Annotated in this window: 5 protein-coding genes; all 5 read right to left on the minus strand. The window is 67.5% G+C overall.

Annotated features, from left to right (window positions below):
• A partial coding sequence (locus tag A5704_RS01535) for a 6-phosphogluconolactonase (protein ID WP_197508429.1) occupies window positions 1-337 on the minus strand: 337 nt, incomplete at its 3' end.
• Window positions 334-1,245 carry a glucose-6-phosphate dehydrogenase assembly protein OpcA gene (gene opcA / locus A5704_RS01540; RefSeq protein WP_067753042.1) on the minus strand — a complete coding sequence of 304 codons (912 nt, stop codon included), beginning with the start codon at window positions 1,243-1,245 and terminating at the stop codon, window positions 334-336. The genes A5704_RS01535 and opcA, both read right to left, overlap by 4 nt.
• Window positions 1,246-1,290: 45 nt before the next feature.
• Complete coding sequence (gene zwf, locus A5704_RS01545; protein ID WP_067753045.1) at window positions 1,291-2,835, minus strand: glucose-6-phosphate dehydrogenase; 1,545 nt, start codon at window positions 2,833-2,835, stop codon at window positions 1,291-1,293.
• Window positions 2,832-3,950: a transaldolase gene (gene tal / locus A5704_RS01550; protein ID WP_067753048.1), complete on the minus strand. Its 1,119-nt coding sequence runs from the start codon at window positions 3,948-3,950 to the stop codon at window positions 2,832-2,834. The genes zwf and tal overlap by 4 nt, the downstream gene beginning before the upstream one ends.
• 15 nt (window positions 3,951-3,965) lie before the next feature.
• A partial coding sequence (locus tag A5704_RS01555; RefSeq protein ID WP_197508430.1) for a transketolase occupies window positions 3,966-5,315 on the minus strand: 1,350 nt, incomplete at its 5' end.

Raw genomic sequence — 5,315 nt, forward strand, 5'->3', positions numbered from 1 at the left:
CGGTGCCGAATTCGCCGTCGCTGGCCGGCATCGCGTGCACGTGGCTGGACGGGATGTCGATCCGGTCCAGCAGCGCCGCCCGCGCCTGCTTGTCGTTGCGCTCGTCGTCGTCCTCGGGGACGTAGCGTTCGTCGCCCCAGAACAGGTGCACCTTGGGCCAGGCGATATCGAGGCCCGCCAGCGACTCGAGCAACCCGATGCCGTTGCCGCCGCCGGTCAGCACCACCAGTGCCCGGTCCCGGGCCGCCACGGCGTTGCGGATGCTCTCCGCCAATCGGTTGGCCGCGGCCTCGACCAGCGCCTTGCTCTGCGGGAAAACTTCGACGATGGTGCTCACACGTACTGCACTTTCTCAATGCCTTCTAACGCTGTCTGGTAAATCTCATCGGGATCGAGCCGCCGCAGGTCTTCGGCGAGGCACTCGCCGGTTTCCCTGCGCGCCAGGGGAAGCAGGGCATCCGGCTTGGCGGTGCGGCTCAGTGTTGCCGTCCTGCCCTCCTGAGGCCGGCTCAAGACGATGGTCTCGCTCTTGCGCGTGAGTTCCACCTTGAGCTCGCCAACCGCCCGGCGCACCGGGCCGTCGATGCGGCTGGCCAGCCAGCCGGCGAGGATGTCAAGCGCCGGTTCGGTTTTCAAACCGGACACCAGGGCCGACTCGATCGGCTCGTGGGGCGGCAGGTCGACCGCGGAGGTGAGCAGCGCCCGCCAGTAGGTGATGCGGGCCCAGGCCAGGTCGGTGTCGCCGGCGGTATAGCCGGGCAGCCGGCCCTTGATCGCCGCCAGCGGATCGGTTCCATTGGTCGCGTCGGTGATGCGCCGAATCGCCAACTTGCCCAACGGATCCTGGGCGGGGATGGCCGGCGCCACGTCCGGCCACCACGCCACCACCGGGATGTCGGGAAGCAGAAACGGGGTCACCACACTGGCGGCGTGGCCGGCCAGCGCCCCGGACAGGTTGAGGATCACGACCTCGGTGGCGCCGGTGTCGCCGCCCGCCCGCAACTGCGCGTCCAGGCGCGGCTCATCGGCGTACGGATCGCCCCGCATCGTCACGATCACCCGGCTGGGATGCTCGTGGCTGGCATTGTTGGCCGCCTCGAGCGACTCTTCGAGGATGGCATCGCTGTCCGGCGCGATGATCAGCGTCAGCACCCGGCCCATCGTCACGGCGCCGACCTTTTCCCGCAGTTCGTCGAGCTTCTTGTTGACCGCGGTGGTGGTGGTGTCCGGCATGTCGATGATCAAGGGCGCCCCTCCTCAGCGTTCTGCATCGTCGTCGGCGCGGATCATTTAGGGCCGCCGCCATTCGCGCCCGGTCCGTCGCAGCATCTCGAACGCCGACTCCGGGCCCCAGGTGCCGGCCTCGTACGGCTCGGGTTTGCCGTCGGAAGCCCAGTTATCCAGCACGGGATCCAATATCTCCCAAGCCAATTCGACCTCTTCGTTGACCGGGAACAGGGAGGGCTCGCCCAGCAGTACGTCGAGGATCAGCTGTTCGTAGGCCTCCGGTGACTCCTCGGCGAACGCCGAGCCGTAGGAGAAGTCCATGTTGACGTCGCGGACCTCCATCGCGGTTCCCGGCACCTTGGAACCGAACCGCAGCGTGATGCCCTCGTCTGGCTGCACCCGGATGACCATCGCGTTGGCGCCCAGCTCGTCGGTCATGGTGGCATCGAACGGCAGGTGCGGGGCACGCTTGAAGACCAGGGCGATCTCGGTGACCCTGCGGCCCAGCCGTTTTCCGGTCCGCAGATAGAACGGGACGCCGGCCCAGCGGCGGGTGTCCACCTCCAGCGTGATGGCCGCGAACGTCTCGGTGGTGGAGTCCTTGGCGAACCCCTCCTCGTCGAGCAGCCCGACGACCTTCTCGCCGCCCTGCCAGCCACCGGTGTACTGGCCGCGGCTGGTGGTCTCGTCCAGCGGCTGGGCCAGTTGGGTCGCCGAGAGCACCTTGATCTTCTCGGTCTGCAACGCCGACGGGTTGAAGCTGACCGGCTCTTCCATGGCGGTGAGCGCCAGCAGCTGCATCAGGTGGTTCTGGATGACGTCGCGGGCGGCCCCGATGCCGTCGTAATATCCCGCGCGCCCGCCCAATCCGATGTCCTCGGCCATCGTGATCTGCACGTGGTCCACATAGTGCGCGTTCCAGATCGGGTCGAACAACTGGTTGGCGAAGCGCAACGCCAGGATGTTGCGCACGGTCTCCTTGCCGAGGTAGTGGTCGATGCGGAACACCGCCTCCTCCGGGAAGACGGCGTTGACCGCGTGGTTGAGGGCCTGTGCGCTCTGCAGGTCGTGTCCGAAGGGTTTCTCGATGACCACCCGGCTCCAGCGGTCGCCCTGCGGGCGCGCCAACCCGGACTTGTGCAGCTGATCGCACACCACCGGGAAGGACTTCGGCGGGATCGCCAGGTAGAACGCGTGGTTGCCGCCGGTGCCCCGCTCGGCGTCCAGCTTGTCCAGGGTTTCGGCCAGCCGGCCGAACGACGCATCGTCGTCGAAAGATCCTGGGACGAAGCGGAATCCCTCGGCCAGCCGTTCCCAGTTCTCCTCCCGGAAGGGGGTGCGGCAGTGGTCCTTGACGGCCTGGTAGACGACCTTGCGGAAGTCCTGGGTTTCCCAGTCCCGGCGCGCGAATCCCACCAGCGAGAAGCTCGGCGGCAGCAGCCCGCGGTTGGCCAGGTCGTAGATGGCCGGCATCACCTTCTTGCGGGCGAGATCCCCGGTGACGCCGAAGATCACCATGCCGCAGGGGCCGGCGATCCTCGGCAGCCGTTTGTCGCGCTTGTCCCGTAACGGGTTATGCCATTGTTCAGCGGTGCGAGCCGGACTCATTTCGAGGCGGAACCCAGCTGCTTCTGTGTCTCCTCCAGCAGCTCGGTCCACGACTCCACGAACTTCTCCACGCCCTCGTTCTCCAGCACGACGAACACGTCGGTCAGGTCGACCCCGACTCCGGCCAGCTTGTCGAACAGTTCCTGGGCCGAGGAAGCGGTGCCGGTGACGGTGTCACCCTTGATCTCGCCGTGGTCGGCCACGGCGTCAATCGTCTTCTCCGGCATGGTGTTCACCGTGTTCGGCGCGACCAGCTCGGTGACGTACAGGGTGTCGGAGTAGTCGGGGTTCTTGACCCCGGTCGACGCCCACAGCGGACGCTGCACGCGGGCCCCGCTGCCCTTGAGCGCCTCGTAGCGGTCGCCGCCCTCGAAGATTTCCTGGTAGGCCGCGTAGGCCAGCCGGGCGTTGGCCACCCCGGCCTGCCCGCGCAGAGCGAGCGCCTCCTCCGAGCCGATCTTCTCCAAGCGCTTGTCCACCTCGGTGTCCACGCGCGACACGAAAAACGATGCGACGGAATGGATCTTGGACAGGTCGTGTCCCGCCTCGCGCGCCTTCTCCAGGCCGGCCAGGTAGGCGTCCATCACCTGGCGGTGCCGCTCGACGGAGAAGATGAGGGTGACGTTGACCGAGATCCCTTCGGCGAGAACGGCGGTGATCGCCGGAATTCCGGCCTTGGTCGCCGGGATCTTGATGAACAGGTTGGGGCGGTCGACGATCTTCCACAGCTCGACGGCCTGTGCGGTGGTCTTGTCGGTCTCGGCGGCCAGGCGCGGATCGACCTCGATGGAGACCCGGCCGTCGACGCCGTCGGAGGCTTCCCACTGCGGCCGCAGCACATCGCAGGCGTTGCGGACATCGTCGGTGGTGACCGTGCGGATCGTGGCGTCCACGTCGGCGCCGCGCTCCGCCAATTCGGAGATCTGGTCGTTGTAGGTGTCGCTGTCGGCGAGCGCCTTCTGGAAGATCGACGGGTTGGTCGTCACGCCCACAACGCTTTTGGTGTCGATGAGCTCCTTCAGGTTGCCCGACTGCAACCTCTCGCGCGACAGGTCGTCCAGCCACACGGATACGCCCGCGGCGGACAGCGCCGCGAGGTTAGGGTTCTGAGTCATGTGAATCACCCTTTCTCAGTTGTCCACTACCTGTTCCGCGGCGGCCGCGACGGCTTCTGCGGTGAAACCGAATTCACGGAACAAAGTCTTGTAGTCGGCGGATTCGCCATAGTGCTCGATCGAGACGATGCGGCCGGTGTCGCCGACGAGCTTGTGCCAGGACTGCGCGACGCCCGCCTCGACGGCCACCCGGGCCGACACCGACGGGGGGAGCACGCTGTCGCGGTAGTCCTCGGGCTGCGACTCGAACCATTCCACGCACGGCATCGACACCACCCGCGCGACAATGTCCTTGTCGGCCAACAACTTCTGGGCGTCCACTGCGAGCTGGACCTCAGAGCCGGTGGCGATCAGCACGACGTCGGGATCCTCGGCCCCCTCGTCGCCCAGGATGTAGCCACCCCGGGCCACGCCCTCGATGTTGGTGCCCTCGAGGATCGGCACGCCCTGGCGGGTCAGGATCAGCCCGACGGGACCGCTGCCGTTGCCGCGGGCCAGGATGGTGCGCCAGGCGTACGCGGTCTCGTTGGCGTCGGCGGGCCGCACCACCGACAGCTTGGGGATGGCGCGCAGCGCCGCGAGGTGTTCGATTGGCTGGTGGGTCGGGCCGTCCTCGCCGAGGCCGATCGAATCGTGCGTCCACACGTAGATGGTGTCGATGTCCATCAGCGCGGCCAGTCGCACCGCCGGACGCATGTAGTCGGAGAACTGCAGGAACGTGCCGCCGTAGGCGCGGGTCGGTCCGTGCAGCACGATGCCGGACAGGATGGCCGCCATCGCGTGCTCGCGCACGCCGAAGTGCAGCGTTCGGCCGTACCAGTGCGCGGTGTAGTCCTTCGTCGAAATCGACGGCGGGCCAAACGAATCCACGCCCTTCATGGTGGTGTTGTTGCTGCCCGCGAGGTCGGCCGAGCCGCCCCACAACTCCGGCAGTTTCGGGCCCAGCGCGGACAGCACCTCACCGGACGCGGCCCGGGTGGCCAACGCCTTGTCGCCCGGTTCCCAGCGCGGAATGTCGGCGTCCCAGCCCTCGGGCAATTCCTCGGCGGTCAACCGGTCCAGCAGCGCCTTGCGGTCGGGTTCGCGCTGCGCCCAGGCGTCGAAGTCCGCCTGCCACTTCTCGTGCGCTTCCTTGCCCCGGTCCACCAGCTTCCGGGTGTGGGCGATGACTTCGTCGCGCACCTCGAAGTTCTTGCCCGGGTCGAAGCCCAGGATCTCCTTGACGGCAGCGACCTCCTCGTCGCCCAGCGCCGCTCCGTGCGCCTTGCCCGTGTTCATCAACTTCGGCGCCGGGAAGCCGATGATGGTGCGCAGCTCGATGAACGACGGCCGGTCGGTGACGGCCTTGGCGTTGGCGATGGCCTC

This window comes from Mycobacterium sp. E735 (assembly GCF_001666955.1).
Classification (GTDB): domain Bacteria; phylum Actinomycetota; class Actinomycetes; order Mycobacteriales; family Mycobacteriaceae; genus Mycobacterium.

Excerpts from the sequence above, each read along its gene's own strand:
- zwf (WP_067753045.1), bottom strand. The coding sequence starts at position 2,835 with ATGAGTCCGGCTCGCACCGCTGAACAATGGCATAACCCGTTACGGGAC.
- tal (WP_067753048.1), bottom strand. The coding sequence starts at position 3,950 with ATGACTCAGAACCCTAACCTCGCGGCGCTGTCCGCCGCGGGCGTATCC.